The 17,644-nt window shown below is 40.1% G+C and carries 21 protein-coding genes and 1 tRNA gene; 17 read left to right on the top strand and 5 right to left on the bottom strand.

The annotated features are described in order from the left end of the window. Positions 1-133: 133 nt before the first annotated feature. Positions 134-961, top strand: coding sequence for a phosphonate ABC transporter, permease protein PhnE (gene phnE / locus ACYVLS_RS10650; RefSeq protein WP_460324334.1), 828 nt, complete (start codon positions 134-136; stop codon positions 959-961). A gap of 16 nt (positions 962-977) precedes the next feature. After that, complete coding sequence (gene phnE, locus ACYVLS_RS10645) at positions 978-1,790, top strand: phosphonate ABC transporter, permease protein PhnE (protein ID WP_460324332.1); 813 nt, start codon at positions 978-980, stop codon at positions 1,788-1,790. 299 nt (positions 1,791-2,089) lie between these two features. On the opposite strand, the gene ACYVLS_RS10640 is transcribed toward phnE (ACYVLS_RS10645), so the two are convergent. After that, positions 2,090-2,296 (bottom strand): hypothetical protein, encoded by a 207-nt coding sequence (locus ACYVLS_RS10640; protein WP_460324330.1) that lies wholly within the window; start codon positions 2,294-2,296, stop codon positions 2,090-2,092. A gap of 146 nt (positions 2,297-2,442) precedes the next feature. On the opposite strand from ACYVLS_RS10640, the gene ACYVLS_RS10635 reads away from it, so the two are divergent. Then, positions 2,443-2,943, top strand: coding sequence for a cysteine hydrolase family protein (locus ACYVLS_RS10635; RefSeq protein ID WP_460324328.1), 501 nt, complete (start codon positions 2,443-2,445; stop codon positions 2,941-2,943). A gap of 80 nt (positions 2,944-3,023) precedes the next feature. Here the strand turns inward: ACYVLS_RS10635 and ACYVLS_RS10630 are convergent, their stop codons facing one another. Continuing rightward, on the bottom strand, positions 3,024-3,449 hold the full coding sequence (locus ACYVLS_RS10630; RefSeq protein ID WP_460324326.1) for a VOC family protein: 426 nt from the start codon (positions 3,447-3,449) through the stop codon (positions 3,024-3,026). A gap of 219 nt (positions 3,450-3,668) precedes the next feature. Between ACYVLS_RS10630 and ACYVLS_RS10625 the strand changes: the two genes are divergently transcribed. Next, a complete protein-coding gene (locus ACYVLS_RS10625) occupies positions 3,669-4,997 on the top strand; it encodes an MATE family efflux transporter (RefSeq protein WP_460324324.1) in 1,329 nt (442 codons plus the stop codon). A 53-nt stretch (positions 4,998-5,050) separates the two neighbouring features. Here the strand turns inward: ACYVLS_RS10625 and ACYVLS_RS10620 are convergent, their stop codons facing one another. Further along, on the bottom strand, positions 5,051-6,355 hold the full coding sequence (locus ACYVLS_RS10620; RefSeq protein ID WP_460324322.1) for a hydroxymethylglutaryl-CoA reductase, degradative: 1,305 nt from the start codon (positions 6,353-6,355) through the stop codon (positions 5,051-5,053). A gap of 141 nt (positions 6,356-6,496) precedes the next feature. Here ACYVLS_RS10620 and ACYVLS_RS10615 point away from each other — a divergent pair. Further along, positions 6,497-6,569: transfer RNA gene (locus tag ACYVLS_RS10615), tRNA-Val, on the top strand. 668 nt (positions 6,570-7,237) lie between these two features. Here the strand turns inward: ACYVLS_RS10615 and ACYVLS_RS10610 are convergent. Next, complete coding sequence (locus ACYVLS_RS10610; protein ID WP_460324320.1) at positions 7,238-8,383, bottom strand: tyrosine-type recombinase/integrase; 1,146 nt, start codon at positions 8,381-8,383, stop codon at positions 7,238-7,240. Between the two features lie 53 nt (positions 8,384-8,436). Next, a complete protein-coding gene (locus ACYVLS_RS10605) occupies positions 8,437-9,189 on the bottom strand; it encodes a helix-turn-helix domain-containing protein (protein ID WP_460324318.1) in 753 nt (250 codons plus the stop codon). Positions 9,190-9,327: 138 nt separating this feature from the next. Here ACYVLS_RS10605 and ACYVLS_RS10600 point away from each other — a divergent pair, with 138 nt between their 5' ends. From ACYVLS_RS10600 to ACYVLS_RS10545, 12 genes are all read left to right on the top strand, one after another. Next, positions 9,328-9,561: a helix-turn-helix transcriptional regulator gene (locus tag ACYVLS_RS10600; RefSeq protein ID WP_460324316.1), complete on the top strand. Its 234-nt coding sequence runs from the start codon at positions 9,328-9,330 to the stop codon at positions 9,559-9,561. A 2-nt stretch (positions 9,562-9,563) separates the two neighbouring features. After that, on the top strand, positions 9,564-9,842 hold the full coding sequence (locus ACYVLS_RS10595; RefSeq protein ID WP_460324314.1) for a helix-turn-helix domain-containing protein: 279 nt from the start codon (positions 9,564-9,566) through the stop codon (positions 9,840-9,842). 156 nt (positions 9,843-9,998) lie between these two features. Next, positions 9,999-10,130 (top strand): hypothetical protein, encoded by a 132-nt coding sequence (locus ACYVLS_RS10590; protein ID WP_460324312.1) that lies wholly within the window; start codon positions 9,999-10,001, stop codon positions 10,128-10,130. Between the two features lie 13 nt (positions 10,131-10,143). Continuing rightward, positions 10,144-10,266 (top strand): hypothetical protein, encoded by a 123-nt coding sequence (locus ACYVLS_RS10585; RefSeq protein WP_460324310.1) that lies wholly within the window; start codon positions 10,144-10,146, stop codon positions 10,264-10,266. Further along, positions 10,259-10,411 (top strand): hypothetical protein, encoded by a 153-nt coding sequence (locus ACYVLS_RS10580; RefSeq protein ID WP_460324308.1) that lies wholly within the window; start codon positions 10,259-10,261, stop codon positions 10,409-10,411. Before ACYVLS_RS10585 ends, ACYVLS_RS10580 begins: the two co-directional genes overlap by 8 nt. Before the next feature lie 119 nt (positions 10,412-10,530). Then, on the top strand, positions 10,531-10,986 hold the full coding sequence (locus tag ACYVLS_RS10575) for a hypothetical protein (RefSeq protein ID WP_460324306.1): 456 nt from the start codon (positions 10,531-10,533) through the stop codon (positions 10,984-10,986). Positions 10,987-11,007: 21 nt separating this feature from the next. Further along, positions 11,008-11,427 carry a phage replisome organizer N-terminal domain-containing protein gene (locus ACYVLS_RS10570; RefSeq protein WP_460324304.1) on the top strand — a complete coding sequence of 140 codons (420 nt, stop codon included), beginning with the start codon at positions 11,008-11,010 and terminating at the stop codon, positions 11,425-11,427. Between the two features lie 381 nt (positions 11,428-11,808). Then, a complete protein-coding gene (locus ACYVLS_RS10565; protein WP_460324302.1) occupies positions 11,809-12,627 on the top strand; it encodes an AAA family ATPase in 819 nt (272 codons plus the stop codon). A gap of 194 nt (positions 12,628-12,821) precedes the next feature. Next, positions 12,822-13,136: a hypothetical protein gene (locus ACYVLS_RS10560; RefSeq protein ID WP_460324300.1), complete on the top strand. Its 315-nt coding sequence runs from the start codon at positions 12,822-12,824 to the stop codon at positions 13,134-13,136. Positions 13,137-13,275: 139 nt separating this feature from the next. Next, a complete protein-coding gene (locus tag ACYVLS_RS10555; protein ID WP_460324298.1) occupies positions 13,276-13,620 on the top strand; it encodes a hypothetical protein in 345 nt (114 codons plus the stop codon). A gap of 5 nt (positions 13,621-13,625) precedes the next feature. Next, a complete protein-coding gene (locus ACYVLS_RS10550; protein ID WP_460324296.1) occupies positions 13,626-17,054 on the top strand; it encodes a tape measure protein in 3,429 nt (1,142 codons plus the stop codon). A gap of 120 nt (positions 17,055-17,174) precedes the next feature. Next, on the top strand, positions 17,175-17,579 hold the full coding sequence (locus tag ACYVLS_RS10545; RefSeq protein WP_460324294.1) for a hypothetical protein: 405 nt from the start codon (positions 17,175-17,177) through the stop codon (positions 17,577-17,579). Positions 17,580-17,644 lie beyond the last annotated feature (65 nt).

Genomic DNA, 17,644 nt, shown 5'->3' with positions numbered 1-17,644 from the left:
GATCATCAAAAGCGACTTTTTGAAATTTTTCTCCCCCATGGGGGAGAAAGCTCCATTCTTTCAAACAGTTAATCAATCAACTAAGTTAAGAACAATTCTTAACTACAAACTTATTATACGAGGAGGGGCGACTATGCAGCACACAATTTACGATAAGATTTTTAAACCGAAAACCTATACCTTATCTAATGGTAAAGAAGTAAAGCAGCGTGCCTCCCGTGTTCCACTTGTTCTTTTAGTTGTTCTGTTTGTGACTGTCGTTTCATGGGAAGCTACTAACGTTGACTTGTCTCTCTTACGTACAAGAGGCTATCAGTTCATCGTTATCCTGACTGACTTGTTTCCGCCAAACTGGAATTTCTTGAGTAATGTCTGGGGCCCTCTGTTTGATACGATACAAATGTCACTCTTAGGATCTATTGCGGGAGCGCTGTTGGCGATTCCGTTTGCACTCCTGTCTTCCAGCAATATTATAAAAAACCGTGTATTGAACGGCTTTTTCAAACTGTTCTTGAGTATCTTGCGTACTTTGCCGACGTTGATTTCTGCTCTGATTGCGACATTCATCTTCGGACTGGGGACGATGGCAGGTACCGTTGCTATTTTCCTGTTTACTCTTTCTTATATTGGAAAATTAATGTATGAACACATTGAAAACGTGGATATGGGAGCCTTTGAAGCACACGAATCGATGGGTTTGTCTAAAGTAGAAGCCTTCCGTTATGCGATTGTGCCGGACGTCCTGCCAACTTATCTATCTGTTTCTCTCTATGCTTTTGAAGGGAATATTCGTTACGCGGCAATTTTAGGTTACGTTGGAGCCGGTGGGGTTGGCCTGCTTCTGGATGAACGACTGGGTTGGAGAGACTACCCGAGTGTGGGAATGGTCCTCTTGACTTTAATGGTTGTCGTCTTTGTAATTGAACGCATCAGTGAATACTTCCGCATGAAACTGACATAGAAAGGAGCAAGCAAATATGAATAAATCAGTTCAACAACAGTTAGAAAAAGCACCGAATCGTACACTATATTTGTCCACTATCGGCATCATTTTAGTTGCTCTTATCATCTGGTCTTTCATGGGAGTCAATATTACCGGCTTTGATCAGCGGGGAACACAGATTGCCTCGAATATCTTCAGTGGTCTGTTTTCACCGGACCTCGGCTTCCTGTTTGACTTTACATCAGGAGGGGGCGTTCCGTCACTCTTGTTTGAAACGATTGCCATTGCTTTTTTAGGGACAGTTTTCGGATCTTTCCTGGCTATACCTATTTCATTTTTGATGTCACCAAGCATTGTTTCAAGACCGGTTGCTTTTGTCACCCGTCTAGTCGTTATCTTTATTCGAACCATTCCATCATTGGTTTACGGTCTGATGTTCATTCGAGTAACAGGTCCCGGTCCTTATGCCGGTGTGCTGACGATGTCACTGACCTCGATTGGGATGATTTCCCGTTTGTATGTTGATGTTATTGAAAATCTGGACCGTGGTGTTCTGGAAGCCATGACGTCCATGGGCTGTAATACCTATGAAAAAATCCGCTACGGCGTCTTGCCGCAGCTGTTCTCGAGCTTCTTGTCCGTGACGATTTACCGTTACGACATGAACCTGCGTGATGCAACGATTTTAGGACTGGTTGGTGCCGGAGGAATCGGTGCACCACTGATTTTTGCCATGCGTGCTTACAGATGGAGTGAAGTTGGCTCTATCCTAATCGGACTCGTTATCCTCATATTGGCAGTGGAGATATTCTCCAATAAGCTGCGTGAGCGACTGGTGAACGGCTAGGCCTTTACTATATTAAACAAATAGGAAACCCGACACAGCCCATGCTGGTCGGGTTTTTGCATAATTGAGGTATATCTTTCAATTTTAGACTCAGTGAGGAAATCCATTTGAGATTGGAAGTAAATCGTTTTACTTCAAGACTCAGCAGGGAAAAACAGTCGAGCCTTGAAGCATCAACCTTTACGTTCAATCTCATATGAATAAATAAGTGGAGTCTGAACATAAGCAGATTTACCTTCAAACTCAGTCATACTAATCATTTGAGCTTTCAGGTAAAAGGAATACCAGTAAAAATACCGTCAAGTCAAATTATCCTCATCCTCGTCTGTCTTATGAAACACGTTGAAGAGCATGGTGCCTATCAGGAGACCAAGTCCAGCGCCTAAACCAATCCCCATGGGTAACGTCAGGGATGGGAAAAGGAGGCTGATGAGTATACCAAGCGCACTTCCGGTCACTGGTCCCAAAGAAATAAAGTAAACGGGTCCCATTTTATTATCATCCATTATTTCATCTCCTTTTCTAAATAGTGTCAGTATACAGGTGTCATTCTTTTTTATCCTGAACAAGTGTTATATACTCTTGGTAGAAGAGTATGCTGTTTCGGGACTGCCTCTCTGGCGGTCAGACCATAAGAAAAGAGGTTCGGCTTATGAAAACTGCTGATGTTTTGCTGGTTATTGATATGCAAAATGGCGTCTGCCACTATGAAGACCAGATCATTCCTGATTTTGACTCCCTTGTTTCTAAAATCAACGAGCGCATTGCCGCATACAGAGAAGACAGTAAAGCTATCATATTTGTCCGCCATACTGATGACTATTTAACAAAAGAGACTGATAAATGGCAGGTTATACCTGAGCTGAATAGTAATCAGTCAGACTGTTTCATCGATAAACAGCACCCGAACGCATTTTATAAAACTGAATTAAAATATACCTTAAATAAGTTGAACGTTAAAAGTATCGAAATCTGTGGTGCGGAGACGCAATACTGTGTAGATGCCACGGCGAAGTTCGCGCATGGCTTAGAGTATGATGTGTTCATCAAAAAAGGCTTATACACATCCTGGGATAACGACTGGATGACTGCAGCTGAAACACGAGCATTTTATGAATTCGTCTGGGAAAATAATGCGATGACTTTCTTATAAGGCAGATACAATCATATTGATAAAAGAGTTACCGTTAGTTTCTAGCGATAACTCTTTTTTTCAGTAACTATTTAAAAGGGCTAGACCATTTCGGCTGAATCGGTAATAATCTGCCAGTCTATACCGTATTTGTCTTTAACTTGAGCATAGCCCGGGCTGAAACTTGTTTCTTTGAAAGAAAAGGTGACAGAACCGTCCAAAGATAACTTGTCGTAAATCTGCTTTGCTTCTGCTTTTTCTTTGAAGTCAACCATCAAGGAGATGGCTGATCCAGGGGTATAACTGTCGCCGGGAAAAACATCTGCCAGCATCAAGTTGGCACTGCCGATTTTTACGTGTGCATGCATGACATTATTTACGAGCTCCTTGGGAATGTCACCTTCGTATTCCTGTGGCCAGTCTTTTAGGAATTCTATGCTTTCGATGGCTGCATCAAAGACCTCTGCATAGAAATGAGCGGCTTCTTTGGCGTTTCCATCCAGCATTAAATACGGTGTGAGGTTCATTTACACGTCATCCTTTCCTTTTTCAGAATTTGCAGGATATCGGACTGATAAGAGGGTGGGTAAGCTGTAACTTGATTATATGACAACTGTCTTCTGAAAAAAACTCATAGCCATTGGTTAAACAGCCTTATTTTATTCGTGAGCAGAAATGGAAATTGACTTTCTCTAATACACCGGGTAAGCTAGTCTAAGATTAATTTGGGTGTCGGAGGAATAAGTATGCAGCACAGTATTAAATTATTTTTTAAATATGTGAGTTTGAATATGCTTGGAATGCTGGGGATTTCCTTTTATATCCTAGCCGATACTTTGTTCATCGCACAGGCCTTGGGGCCAAATGGGATTGCTGCATTGAATTTGAGCATACCCGCATTTGGCGTGATTCACGGTTTCGGTCTGATGCTAGGTCTAGGTGGGGCCACACGGTATAGTATATTGATGGCGCGTGGAAAAGCAGTTCAAGCTAAACGCGTCTATTCCCAGACTTTTCTCTTTGCTTTGAGTATGGGCCTGCTGTTTATGCTGGGAGGAAATTTAGGAGCGAATCCACTGGCAAGAGTACTTGGAGCAGATGCGGAAACATTTGAAATGACCTCTGTTTATTTACGAACGATTCTGACCTTTGCGCCCTTCTTTGTCGTAAATAATATGCTCTTGTCTTTTGTCAGAAATGACGGCGATCCTTCACTGGCTATGTACGGGATGGTTATCGGGAGCGTTATTAATGTTATTCTCGACTATATCTTTATCTTTCCACTGCAGATGGGCATGTTTGGGGCTTCCTTGGCAACAAGTGTGTCACCGATTATCAGTCTGGGCATTCTGTCCATTCACTTTTTCAGACCAAAAAACCAGTTGAAATTGACCTTTCAGAAGATAGAAGGCTGGGTAGTACGAGACGTGACTTACCTGGGGGCGTCAGCTTTTATCAATGAATTGTCTGCATCCATTGTCATGTTTGCCTTCAATACGCTGATTTTCAGTCTTGAAGGCAACAGTGGCCTGGCTGCTTACGGCATTATTGCCAATATATCTTTCGTAGTCATGTCCCTCTTTGCTGGGGTGGCTCAAGGGGCACAGCCGTTACTGAGTGAAAGTTACGGCCAGAACAGCTTGAAGCAGATGAAACAGGTTCTGTTCTTATCTTTAATGACCACTTTAGTGTTGAGTTTGAGTGTTTATGGAGGCACGCTTGCCTTCTATGAGCAGATTATAGCAGTATTTAACAGCGAGCAGAATCAGCATATAGCACTGATGGCCAGAAACGGGCTGTTTATCTACTTTGCCGGCTTCATCTTTGCCGGTATGAATACGATTCTAACAAGCTACTTTGGCGCAACTGATCAGCCAAACAGAGCGCTGCTCTTTTCACTGATGAGAGGCGGCTTGATTATCATTCCGCTAGCGGTTATTTTGAGCTACTTCTTTGCAATGGACGGAGTCTGGGCGTCATATGTACTGACTGAAGCTATCATACTAATTATTGTGGCCAGTATTATCAATCCTAAAAAACGTATCAAGAAACACCGACGAAAAAAACTATCCTAAAAAGAGACGTCTTGTCTCCTTCGGGATAGTTTTTAATGTGTTAGTAATTACTTTTATCTATCGAATTCATCTAGAATATTAAGCAGGATATTTTTGGCTCGCTGCAGGTTTTTATGCTTTGATTTCTTTAGAATATCCGCGACCTGCTGGACGTGATCGCCTTTGGCTCCGGCACTGATGGCCAGAGACCGTGCATGAAGTCCCATATGGCCTTTTTGAATGCCTTCCGTTACCAGAGCACGTACGGCCGCGAAATTCTGAGCTAGTCCGACCGACACAATAACCCGTTCAAGTTTGTGTGCTTTCGGGTTGTTCAGAATTGAATGGGCTAGTTTGGCAGCAGGGTGGATGGAAATGGATCCACCGACGGTCCCGATTGGCAAGGGCAGAGTCAGTTCGCCGACCAGGTCACCTTTCTCGTTTTTGGACCATTTGGTCAGTGAGCGGTACTGGCCGGATCGGCTGGCATAAGCATGGACTCCCGCTTCGATAGCACGCCAGTCATTACCTGTGGCTACTATCACGGCATCTACTCCATTCATAATGCCTTTATTGTGGGTCACTGCCCGGTAAGGGTCAATGGTTGCCACCTGCGTTGCTTCAATGATGCGGTCTCTGACTTCTTCACCGGAAAATTCACCCGTTTTCAGTTTATGAACAGGAATCTCACAAGTCGCCGTGGCCAGACATTCTGTGGCGTAGTTAGTCAGAATGCGTAAGAGTGCTTTTCCGCCGGTCAGTTCTTCAATGTAAGGGGCAATGCCTTCCATCATAGTGTTCACGATATTAGCCCCCATGGCTTCCTGAGTATCAATGTGAACATGAACCGAAAGGAAAGTCGGGATGCCGCTGTCAGTATCATCTTCCAGAATACGGACAGAAACGCTTCGTGCCCCGCCCCCGCGCTCGACGATGGATGGATAAGCTTCGTTTGCCCGTTCAACGATGGACTCTTCAGCTGCTTCGACTTTTCTTACTGCTTCATCCAAGTCAGCTACATTTTTCAAAGTAACTTGCCCAATCATCTGCCTTTTTGAAACAGTCGTCTTGAACCCGCCGGCTGAGCCGATAATTTTGGCCGCAAAGCTGGATGCCGCAATAACAGAAGGCTCTTCCATTGCCATGGGAACTACAAGCTCTTCCTTATCGATGACGTAGTTTAAAGCAACCCCCATCGGTAAAGAGTAGTTGCTGATGTAGTTTTCTATCATGTGATTGCCCGTTTCAACTTCCAAGTCGAGAGACTGGCTCATCAGGCTGTCTTTTTCTTTTTTTGAAATGACTCCAGCTAAAAAGAGTGAGTCAATTTTTTCAGTATGTGATTTTTTGTAAAATTTTGATAGATGTGTCTTATCCATGGTATCGAGTCCTTCCGTATCATCTCTAGTCTATTATGAACGATTTTATGAAAAAAGAAAAGGAAGGACTGTTTTCAGTTTGAAAAAAGGTTTACAAACTGAAAGGAATCTTATATACTTATAAAAGTAATCGCCCATTACGGTTCCTTAGCTCAGTTGGGAGAGCACTACCTCGACAAGGTAGGGGTCACTGGTTCGAGCCCAGTAGGGACCATACATTTAAATTTTAGAAGTCTTATAAACGTTGATATGACAGCAATCAGGCAACGTTATAGGGCTTCTTTTTTTGAACTGTTGCATATAACTGTTGCATACAAACGAACGTTCTTATGAAAAATGAGTATAAAAGGGTAAAAGTAAGAGTATCTAGTGTGATTATAGATACTCTTTTTTTAGTTGCTGGCAGTACATAAATTCAGCAACGTTGCATAATTTGGTTAAAGTGCCCTTAAACATTAATATAAGACATTTTCCACCCGAGTAGGGTTTTGGAAAGCCTGTTAAACACACTCTCTCAAATGTTGACACGTGTCAACAAAATATGACTCAAGTCACAATTTGTTCGTTCAGAATCTGAACAATCAGTTAAAGCTCACTCTCAAACATTGATACACCATGTGTATCGTTGTCCGGAGTACGGACAGCGAACTTGTCCGGGCTTTGTGGTATAATTTACTCGTGGGACACGTTCGAGTGAACTGCAAAACTTTTTGTTTTGTGACTATGTGTAGAGAAGAGGGGGCTACCTATTTGCTCTCTCTTTTTTGCGTTCTCTACCTTTGCCCAGTGCATAATTGCGCTCGGATAGCCGTGGGGTATTTTCACCTCGGCTACTAATGACGATTCTAAGCCCGTTTCAGCTTGAAGCATGTAGATATACCTTTAAAAGCCCACGTATTGAGCGAATTTATCAGCCGTTTCTTCTTTTTTCTCCGGTGTAACGTGAGTATAGATGTTCAAGGTCACTTCATAGGACGAATGGCCCAGGCGTTCCTGTACTTCTTTGATCGTTGCTCCGGCTTCAAATAACAGTGAACAGTGTGAATGTCTTAATTGATGAGTAGTGATCTTTTTTAGATCATGCTTCTTAATGATTCGATTCATGACTGTAGTGACATGAGCATGTTGGATATAGTTGTTCTCCTGATTAGTAAACACTGGCTGATCAGGTTTATTTGTGTTCATACCTAGTTTTAAATAGTCTAGTCTCTGAGTTGTACGCCATTCTTTCAGTATCTTAAGGGTTGTATCATCTATAGAAATCACACGCTCACCAGACGATGTTTTAGTGTCCTGGATGATTAACTCTCCCTCTTCACCTCTGGCCAGTGTCTGATCGATCGATACAGTCTTATCCTCGAAATTAATCTTATTCCACTGCAAGCCCAGCGCCTCACCTTTCCTCATTCCACTAAACGACAGCAACCGGAACAGTACGAACCATTTAGGGTTTTGTTCTTGTTTGGCTGCTTCAAGAAACTCTTTCAGTTCCTCTTTATTATAAAAATCAAACTCTCTTTTGTTACTGTTCTTAGTTTTAGGCACTTCGACATTACGCATAGGGTTGTTCTTAATGATTCCTAGTGTGACATTCGCATAATTGAAAATACGCTGACAGTAGTTCTTCATGACCTTAGTCTTTGATGTTTTACCACTCCACTTGATCACTGCACTCTGACAGTGTTGCGGTGTAATAGCAGCAATCCTCATCGGTCCTAGATCCTTTAGGATATGATTATTAAACAATTCTTTCGTTTTCACAGCCGTACTCTCTCTTACTTCATCCTGGTAGACAGCTTCAAACCATAGCTTATAGATCTCTTCAAAGGTCTCATAAGTCGGTTTCTGATAGCCTGATTCCTGGTACTCCGCTTTTAACTCCATAGCCTTTTTACGTGCTGCAGCCTTTGATGTGAAGCCTTGCCTTGCAGCTCTAACTATTTTCCCAGTTTCGTCTGTTCCCAGGTATGTCTGGAACTTGTAATAGGTTTTACCGTCTTTCTTAGTGTAACTTTTTATCTTTAACATGGTGTTTCTCTCCCTTGTATACCTCAGGGCCGGGGTATGTATAAGGGTTAAACTTATTTAATTATCTGTACGTTTATTGTTTTTGTTTCAGTAGTATGATCATTGAAATAGACAAAATTAAAGTTACACTTAATCTCGTTTGGTGTATTGTTCATATCTCGAATTATTTTAACAAGAACATTACTAAAGTCTTTGCTAAAGTCTAAATAAATATTGCTATTATCTGAATTGACATCTTTCTGATTAAGATATGTGCTTAAGAAACTATAATTCTTACCATCACTTTTGATATGATGATCTTCACTATTAAAGCTGGACTTTAATTCTAAGTCAGAAACTAAGTTATAGAACTTATTAATACTTAAGTTGTCAATATAAACTGTTACAAGTAATAACTTATTTTGTAAGTCGAATTGCTTTAATTCGATAATTGAACGAAGACTACTGTAGTGGTAATCATCATTTTGAGTAAGTTCTAGAATCGAATATAAAATAATACCGATTGACTCGCCAGGCGTTACTGTATGATGCTTTATAAAACTATACTCATGTAATCTTAAGTTTATAGGTATAGGGTTATCTTCTAAATCTCTAGCTTCTCTCCCGGTTAAAAGATACTCTACTGTGGTATTGCCAAGTTCTGCTATTTTTTTGAGTCTTTCGTTGTTAGGTAAGTTTTGTCCTTTTTCCCATTTCGAAACTAAACTTTTATGGGCATGGAGTACCAATTTACCAAATTCAGATTGATTCAAACCTTTATCTTGTCTAATCTTCTTTATCCGACTTCCTATACTAAAATTTGACACTACAACACCTCCTACCATCTATTGATAAATAGATTCTACAGTAAATAGCAAAAAGTAGCAAGTATTACTTGACATTAAGAAAGCTAGATGCTACACTTCATTTGTAAGTAGCAAAAAGTAGCATAAGGAGGAACTGAAGTGGATAAAGTTAAAGGATATAGAGTTTGGCTAGGATTGACTCAAAAAGAAATGGCTTCTAAATTAGGCATTTCTAGACAAGCGTACTCAGATAAAGAGAACGGAAAATACTCATTTAACGACCGAGAGAAAGAAATTATTAGAGATTTATTTAAAGAAGTGTCAAATGATATAACAATTGACGAGATTTTTTTTAGCAAAAAAGTAGCAAAAAGTTTCGAAGGAGATGGTTAATTATGGCTAAACTCAGTCTAGATGTTTCAGAAGAGTTAGAACAACAAATACAAGCTTTGTTTATCAAATCTGCTAAAGAAGTGCTGCATGAACTAAGCAGGCAAGAAATCAACTCTAAGGAGTTTTTCACTTTTAAAGAAGCAGCTGCTTATCTTGGAATATCTTTCAATACTCTAAAGAATTTCATTAAGGATCATGGACTTAAAACTATAACAATAGGCGGAAAGAAATTTATTCATAAACCGACACTCGTACAATTCTTAAAAGAATACGAAAAATAAACAAAATCCTCAGGGCAGGGGAACTAGTTGCAACGAAACATGCAACTATTTAAAGAAAAGTACGGAAAAACCAGAAAGAGCGCTGTTGTTATAGGCTCTAACTTATTGTTGTTTGGAGACAAGTCAGCTTGAAATAGCACTGAAAGAGGTGAGTAGATGAATGCTAAAGAAAGAATTACAAAAGCTTTTGCTTATGTTGTTGTATGGAGTATTTTAATCGGTTTAAGCGCTATAGCGTTAGGTTTAATAATTAGAGGAGTTCTTAGTGTATGGAGCTTCATACTATGAAGGTGGTGATGAAATGTTAGAGGTCATAATGATTATTGCGGCGATGTTTTTCTTCGTTGGGTTCTTCTTTGAAAAAGCAATGAAGATAGCAGCGAATGAATGGAGAGAAGCGAGAAAGGAGTATAACAATGACTGAAGAGGAAAAAGCAAAGCTTATTCTTGAAGGCTTAGAAGAGTACATTCAGATAGATTACGCTTTCGAGAAGTACTACATGCTAGGAATCAAGAAAGGTCTTAAAAAGATCGATCAGCAAGAAAAAGACAAAGAAAAAAGCCTTTGAGTTTTGCAGAACTCAATAGGCAAAGGAAAAGGTATGCGATAACCTTAGATACAACTATATCTATTTGTATATTGTATCAAAATATCGCTCAAAAATCAAAGCTGAGGAGCGAATTAAAAATGAACTTAACCAATAACCTTACAAAAAATATTAATAGTGTCAAAGACAAAGCGGAAACTATTCAACTTATATTAGAAGCTATGGATCAATCAGAATTAAGTGTTAAAAAAACTACAGAGCTGACAAATGGACTGCTTGAAGATATGAACATGATTGAAGAAGATGCTGAGAATACAATTGAACGGTTAAGCGAAAAAGAAGAAACCAAAGAAGTTTTCTTGAAGCGTAACATTGAATATCTCATGAACCGTATTACAAGGCACGAAAATAAAGTCTATGAGCTATTAAATAAACCTGGAAGTCCGCTAGAGCATAAGTTTGGTTGCACGACACTCATGGAGTATTTAAAGAACTATTTAAGGCTTGTAGAAGGCCATGAAGTAAACGATATTAGCGTTATACTCTATATTGAAAAACTGATTGCTGATGATCTAAACAAACAGATAGTGGACTAGCTAGAAGGGAGAATTAGAATATTGTCTAAGAGATACTATTGGTTACAGCTTAAAGAAGAATTCTTCAGACAGAAAGAAATAAAGTTACTCAGGAAAATAGCTGGTGGAGACACCTATACCATCATCTATTTAAAAATGATGTTAATGAGCTTGAAAGATGAAGGAAAGATTTTGTTTGAAGGTGTGGGAAACACTTTTGCTGAAGAAGTGGCTCTTGAAATAGATGAGGATATTGAGAATGTTGAAGTTACAATTCAATATTTACTCTCAAAAAACTTAATGCAGGCTTCAGATTATGAAGGGTTTATGAATGATGTTCCTAGCCTTATTGGGAGTGAAACTGACTCAGCAAGGAGAGTTAGAAAACACCGTAATAATAAGGAAAAGAAAAAAAAACGTTACAAAGTAACAACGAACCGTTACAAGGTAATGCCGATGTAACAAAAGGTAACACAGATATAGAACTAGAAACAGAACTAGATTTAGAACTAGAAGAATATATAGATGATCAAAGCGAATCTGATACTGAGACTGCTTCTTTTGAAGACTTCTGGAAAGTCTACCCTAACAAGAAATCAAAACAGAAAGCAGCTAAGTTATTTGAGAAAGTAATAGACGAGAATGAAGCTACTTTTGAGGAGATCATGGAAGGTGTTAAAAAATATGCTTTAGAGGTTGACCAAAAAGATACACCTAAAAAGTATATTAAGCATCCTACGACATGGCTTACTCAAGGATGTTGGTCTGATGATTATGATCTATACGAGCCAACACCAACGGACGACAGGTACAGTAATCTACCATTTTGAAAGGAGCTAACCAATGATAGAGACGTTTACACAATACGGCAAACTATTTTACCGGTCAGATCAGCAGTGTGAGACATGCGGTGAGTATATGACAGGCAAAAAAGTCGAGGGCATGGAAAAGCTCTTTTGTAGTCACTGCATATCTAACAAGAAGCAGGAAGAGGAAGGAGAGCAGCAAAAGGAATGGACAGAGAGAGCCTACCGGGCTAAAGCGGTCCATCGGATGAAGGGTTCTTCACTTGTTAAAGATAAAGAAATATTCAAGCGTAATTTAAGAGACTTCAAAGTTGTAGATAAAGAAACGGAGAATGGCTTAAATATAGCCCGTCAGGCGGTTTTAGCTATCAACGAAGGGCAGAAGGTTCACGTTATCTTAAACGGAGTTGCTGGAGCAGGAAAGACGACTTTAGGCATGGGGATGTTAAAAGAGATTTTAAAACTAGATGTCAATAAACACTGCATGTTTTTAGACTATCAATTTTTCCTGGAAGAACGTAGGGCAGGATATAATGATTCCTACCTTGCTAAGACCGTAGACAAGATAGCTAAAGATGCTGCAAAGTGTGATGTACTAATGATTGATGATTTAGGGGCAGAAACCAGCTCTTCGGAAAAGCATAAACAAACTGCTTCAGACTTCACGATCAGAGAGTTGAACAGTATCTTACAGGCCAGAGAGAACCGCTCAACGATCATTACCACTAACCTGGACGGGGCAAAATTGAGACAGGCTTATGGGGAACGAATTATATCAAGGATACTGGCTCATTCTAAGGGGTATACAGTCACATTTAAGGAAACAGTAGATAAGCGTCAACAACCAGTGAAATAAGCTGAGAGGGGGCTTAAATGCCCTCTCCTAGTATTAAATCAAAATAAGCAACGTTGCATATTTTAGAATCACAATTTATTTAAAGGGAAAGTGGATAACGTTCGACATCGAACGATTTAAGTTAAAAATTAGAATCAAAAATGTTAAAGGGAAAAATGACAGGAGGCAAAAACCAATGAAAAGAGGAATGTTACATGTTAACCAACGATTTAAGCATTATCCAGAAAGAAGTTTTAAGACAGATACCTAAAGGCAACAAACGACCGGTTAAATCAAAAGAGATTGCAGAGCGCACGGGTCTCTCTCAACGGGAAGTTATGTCAGTCATTCATATCTTGATACTTAACCATGGCATACCAATAGGCGCAGGGCGTAAAGAAGGCAATTACGGGTATTATATCATCCGTAACGAAAAAGAGCGTCAGCAGGCTATTATACCGCTTCAGCACTCTATCACGAATATGAGTAAACGAGTAGAAAAATTAAAATCTATTAGTTTGAACCAGTAGCGAGTTAGTCTGTCTCGATACTGTGGAAGTGAAAGGGGGGATGCCAAAGCGAAAGGTGAAGTGAACGGGCATAACAGGAGGTAATAGTTGCATGAAAAGCTGCAGTTAGATCATAAATATACCAAAAGGAGGTGGCTTAGTGAAAGTTAAAGAAAAGAATAGTCAAATACCTATAAAAATTGGTACAGCTGAATTTTATTTTTATAGGAGAAAATTGAAGCAACCAAAATTTGAAAAGGAATTGACCAGACACAAGGAAGAATTGATGAAGTGGCTGGGTGAATTTGAAAAAGGTAGTCAGGATGAAGACAAACAGATCAAATTGCTGAATAAAAAACTAGGAGAGGCCTTTGATTCATTATTAGGACCAGGATCCTATGAACGAATTTACGAGCAGTCTCCATCGGTTTTGGATAATTTGGATATTTTCGTGGCAATCAATAAGAACTTAACCGCTAAGATCAAAGAATATAAAAGGAGGTGAACTAGATGTCAGACGGTAAAATCAGTATCGCTATCGAAGTTAATGGCAAACAGGTAGAAGCGGGTTCTGATGCCCTTAGAGGCCTTGAAAAGGACGCTGGTAGGGCTGGCGAAGGTGCGAAGAAGACTGAACGAGGGATAAAAGACTTAGTTGTTTCGCTTGGTTTAGTGAAGTTGGGGGCTGCTGCTTTTAAAATTTTAGCTTCATCCATGGATACAGCCATTAAACGATTCGACACCATGAATCAATTCCCAAGAGTTATGGAACAAGTGGGATTTAGTACAGAAGAATCAACAGCGGCTATTGAGCGTTTGCGTGACGGAGTCACTGGCTTACCTACTCCGCTTCAAGATGTTGTTACAACAGCACGAGGCATAGCAACTATGACAAAAGACCTTGACGGTGCCGTAGATACAACTCTTGCGCTTAACAATGCTTTTTTAGCCTCTGGATCAAGCACTGGTGAAGCAGAGCGTGGCTTGCAACAATATCTGCAAATGCTATCAAAGGGAGAAGTTGATCTACAGTCCTGGAGAACACTCCAAACAACCATGGGTACAGCTCTTAATGAGGTGGCAGAATCTTTTGGATTTGCAGGAGAAGCAGCTCAAAATGACTTATATGATGCGCTTAAGAGTGGAGATATAACCTTTAGACAATTCAATAATCGAATGATCGAAATGGACCAGGCAGTAGGAGGATTTGCAGAACGAGCTCTTACTGGAAGTGAAGGAATTCAAACTTCTTGGGCTAATATTCGCACTGCAATTGCGAATGGGGTTGCTGGAACTATAGATAATTTTGATCAGTTATCTGAGAAATTCACAGGTAAAAATATAGCTCAAAATTTAAACTCGTTAAAAGATGTCGTCTCTTCAGCTTTCAGTATGTTTAACACTGCAATAAATAGTTCTATCCCATATATTGAAATGTTTTATGTAGGAGTACAAAACGCTCTTCCGGTGGTTAAATTTCTGACACCAGCCATTGTAAGTTTAGCAACTGCTTATGTGGCTTTGACAGCGATAAATAAAGCTAGAACCGCTATTGAAGCTAATAGGGTAGCTATGGAATCTGCAAGCGTAGTAATGGCTAAGATTACAGCATTGACTAAAGCTAAAACGGCTGCTGAATTAGCTAGCAGCTCCACTACAGCGGGTTATATTGCTGCTAACCTAGCTAGTACATCAGTTCTAACAGCAAAGAATGTTGTTTTAGGAGTGATAACTGGCAATCTAAAACTTGCCACTGCGGCTGTTCTTTTAAAAACAAAAGCAGTAGCAGCAATGAATGCAATGATGTTGCTTACACCTTTTGGGGCGTTTGTTGTAGCAGCAGGGGCAACAGTTGCTGTATTAGCAACTCTGAACAAAATATTTAATAAAGCTACTGAAGAAGGTAAACGACTAGCGACTGAAACTGAACAATTAGCTGAAGTTAATGGTGATTTAAGTAGTTCTATTGAAGATTCTTCTGGATCTTATGAACGGCAATTAAAGAGCATGGAATCGTATGCTGCTGGTACTGATGATTTAGTCGAACGGATAACAAAACTATCTGAACAAGAAAACAAATCTGCTGCAGATAAAGAAATGTTAGCTGGATATGTTGAGCAGTTAAATGGTCGTATAGAAGGACTAGGCTTATCATACAGCGATGAAGCCGATATGATGAGTCTTTCTAATGAGCAGATAAGAGCGAGAGTCGATCTAATGAAAGAAGAAGAAGCTGGTATAGCTGCTCAGGAAAGACTTACTGAAATAGCTGAGGAACGTGATCAGATTGAACAGCAACTGGCTGAAACAAATAAATTGCGTGAAGAGTGGAATCAGAAACTCGAAGAAGGCACAGTCAAAGGGAAAGAACACAGCGCTGCAATGGAAGAGTTAAATGAAACTCAAGGCGCTTTGGAAGAAAGACAACAGACCCTAAGAGGCGAGTATGAAGCGACAGAAGAACAGTTAACCGTGGCTATGGAAAACATATCAGCCGCTACTGAAGATAGCGTAGGAAAGCAAACGATACTCTTTTCTGAGTTGTCTGAAGCTCAACAGCAGACTGTCGAAGGCATGAAAGCTAGTTGGGAGGACTACAAAGCAGCGGCTACAGACATGTTTGACACCTTGAATGAAGAAGCTGAAATAACAGCCTCTGAAATGGCTAAAAACTTGGAAGAAAACCAAAGAATCATTACGGAATGGTCCGAGAACATCGCTACTTTAGCTGAACGTGGTGTCGATGAAGGCTTGCTTGAAACATTGCGTGCTGCAGGTCCTGAATCAGCTGGCCATGTTAATGCTTTGGTCAATGCTTCTGATGAGGAATTAGAGCGCCTCAGCAGTGCTTTCTCTGAAGGTGGTAATGTAGCAACCGATGCACTCTCAAAATCTCTAGGAATTGAAGAATCAGGGGTTTTAGACGCAGTTGGTCATTTAGTAACAGATACTGAATCGGCTCTGTCTGATCAGATTAAATCAGCTGATTTTGAAGGCCTAGGCGGAAATGTTGCGGAAGGTTTAGCTGGTGGCATTAGTCAGCAATCAATCGAAGCTGAAAAGGCATCCGAGCGAATGGGTGAAGATGTGAGAGACGCTACGAAAGCAACTCTAGGTATTAACAGTCCGTCTACTGTCTTTAAAGAGTTTGGAGTGAATATCGCTGAAGGGCTAGCTTTAGGTATTAACGATGGAACATCTAAAGTCATACAGGCGATCGAGAAAATGTTACAGAATATCCAGACTGATTCCGCTCGGAACTTCCAAAACATAACTAAAGACTATGACCGATCGGTAAAAGAGATAGAGCGGTCACTCAAACAACTGCCACCTGTAGTGCAGAACGCTATGAAACAAATGTTCGATAGATTGCGAACTGGTTCAACTCAACAAGTTAGATTGATGGCCACTACATCGACTCAACTTGTCACACCGTTTAACAGTACGCCTGCTCGGTTTAGATCTATCGGTGTCAGCGCAATGAGCGGATTGAATGCAGGTCTTTTATCCGGACGAGCGAGAGTCATAAATACAGCTAACAACATAGCTGCGAGTGTCGCGTCTACCATGCAAAGGGCGCTACGGATCAATAGTCCATCAAAAGTCATGAAAGACGATGTAGGGCGCTGGATTCCGGAAGGGATAGCAGACGGAATCGAAGACAAAGCACAAGTCGTTTATGATGCCTTGAATAAGATGACTGGGAATATGATGAAAGTAACGACGCCTGAACTTGCTCTAGGCACATCACGAATGGCAAGTTCGCCAAGTGTGATCCAGTCAGCACCCGTTTCTCAATCCAAAACGATACGAAACGACAACGGCGTTACTCTTCATATAGAAAAAATCGAAAATCATTCAGACAGTGATATACCACGAATATTAGAACAAGCCGCATGGATAATGGATAGAGAAAGAAGAGGAAACATGGATAGGTAGAGTATGTGTCTCTAAACTAACGTATATCAATCATTGATACATCAACAGTTTGGAGACGTGTACTGGTAATAGTTGCATGAATCATTGCACTAAAAACTAATATAAAAGGAGAAATAAATAATGACATTAGAAGAATTGAACAAAGAAGTGGAAAGTTTCATCGAGGAATCTTATAACCTAACTACTGAATACAAGAAAGAGCAAGAGGACTTAAGCAAGAAAGTAAATGAAGGGTTAAAAGGACCAGTAGAGGTAGATCAAGTGCTATCAAGCAAAAAGCAGAAAAATAGTGAATTGTTATATAATAAAGCTAAAACGTTGAAGGAGAAAATTGAAACAATCCGTGAAGCAGAGCTAAGTAAAATAGAGGAATCTGTAGAACCCATAACAGCAGATACACTAGCAGAATTAAACCTCTTATCTCAGTTGGAGTTGAGCAATGATGATATGAGTTATTATGTAGATAACTCAAGTTTCGCACCCCTAAGAACGACGTTCTATCCTTTTACCGTAAAGATCAGTTAGAATATTGAACTTAAAAGTACAGAAAAAGACACCTCTCTTTGGTAAAATGTAGTTACCAACAAACA

It is taken from the genome of Alkalibacterium psychrotolerans (assembly GCF_054784355.1).
The sequence above is the reverse complement of the archived record's forward strand: the minus strand, read 5'-3'. Positions and strand labels throughout refer to the sequence as shown.

Coding starts and splice junctions, on each gene's coding strand:
- ACYVLS_RS10550 (WP_460324296.1), top strand. CDS start 13,626: ATGTCAGACGGTAAAATCAGTATCGCTATCGAAGTTAATGGCAAACAG.
- ACYVLS_RS10620 (WP_460324322.1), bottom strand. CDS start 6,355: ATGGATAAGACACATCTATCAAAATTTTACAAAAAATCACATACTGAA.
- ACYVLS_RS10625 (WP_460324324.1), top strand. CDS start 3,669: ATGCAGCACAGTATTAAATTATTTTTTAAATATGTGAGTTTGAATATG.
- ACYVLS_RS10580 (WP_460324308.1), top strand. CDS start 10,259: ATGACTGAAGAGGAAAAAGCAAAGCTTATTCTTGAAGGCTTAGAAGAG.
- ACYVLS_RS10565 (WP_460324302.1), top strand. CDS start 11,809: ATGATAGAGACGTTTACACAATACGGCAAACTATTTTACCGGTCAGAT.
- phnE (WP_460324332.1), top strand. CDS start 978: ATGAATAAATCAGTTCAACAACAGTTAGAAAAAGCACCGAATCGTACA.
- ACYVLS_RS10585 (WP_460324310.1), top strand. CDS start 10,144: ATGTTAGAGGTCATAATGATTATTGCGGCGATGTTTTTCTTCGTTGGG.
- ACYVLS_RS10560 (WP_460324300.1), top strand. CDS start 12,822: ATGTTAACCAACGATTTAAGCATTATCCAGAAAGAAGTTTTAAGACAG.
- ACYVLS_RS10640 (WP_460324330.1), bottom strand. CDS start 2,296: ATGGATGATAATAAAATGGGACCCGTTTACTTTATTTCTTTGGGACCA.
- ACYVLS_RS10630 (WP_460324326.1), bottom strand. CDS start 3,449: ATGAACCTCACACCGTATTTAATGCTGGATGGAAACGCCAAAGAAGCC.
- ACYVLS_RS10575 (WP_460324306.1), top strand. CDS start 10,531: ATGAACTTAACCAATAACCTTACAAAAAATATTAATAGTGTCAAAGAC.
- ACYVLS_RS10595 (WP_460324314.1), top strand. CDS start 9,564: ATGGCTAAACTCAGTCTAGATGTTTCAGAAGAGTTAGAACAACAAATA.
- ACYVLS_RS10635 (WP_460324328.1), top strand. CDS start 2,443: ATGAAAACTGCTGATGTTTTGCTGGTTATTGATATGCAAAATGGCGTC.
- phnE (WP_460324334.1), top strand. CDS start 134: ATGCAGCACACAATTTACGATAAGATTTTTAAACCGAAAACCTATACC.
- ACYVLS_RS10590 (WP_460324312.1), top strand. CDS start 9,999: ATGAATGCTAAAGAAAGAATTACAAAAGCTTTTGCTTATGTTGTTGTA.
- ACYVLS_RS10545 (WP_460324294.1), top strand. CDS start 17,175: ATGACATTAGAAGAATTGAACAAAGAAGTGGAAAGTTTCATCGAGGAA.
- ACYVLS_RS10610 (WP_460324320.1), bottom strand. CDS start 8,383: ATGTTAAAGATAAAAAGTTACACTAAGAAAGACGGTAAAACCTATTAC.